The 380-nt window shown below is 47.1% G+C and carries 1 protein-coding gene; it reads left to right on the top strand.

Going from position 1 to position 380, the window contains the following annotated elements:
- On the top strand, positions 1–288 hold a 288-nt coding region (locus KP705_RS19100), incomplete at its 5' end, for a hypothetical protein (RefSeq protein WP_215765448.1).
- Positions 289–380: the final 92 nt, after the last annotated feature.

Consider the following 380-nt stretch of genomic DNA (forward strand, 5'->3'; position numbering starts at 1 on the left):
ACGGGGCGTAATCTGTTTGCGTTGCGTGGTTCGTGGGAGCTTGGCAACAGGGATATCAATGCGGTGGATGATTCCGCAAAAGCATATATGCTTGACACTTACACGATATCTCACATGGGTAGAGGTGGGGGTAGCGTCTTAGAAGATGGGATGCTGTCAAAGGTTCTCGACATAGAGCGTCTACAAGACCCCGTAGAGCTTGATGAGCCTCCTATTGATGTTCCGGATTCCGAATACTTCGAAGCTAATCAGGACGCCTTTCAGGAGCTTGCAGACTGGTATCTTTGAAGCTCCGCAGGTCCGACGACAATGTAATTGTCATAGTCGGACACTATGACAAGTCAAATATTGATTTCTTTCTGCTACTATAAGTTTCCAGT

It is taken from the genome of Gluconobacter sp. P1D12_c (genome assembly GCF_018812105.1).
GTDB classification, from domain to species: Bacteria; Pseudomonadota; Alphaproteobacteria; order Acetobacterales; family Acetobacteraceae; genus Gluconobacter; species Gluconobacter oxydans_A.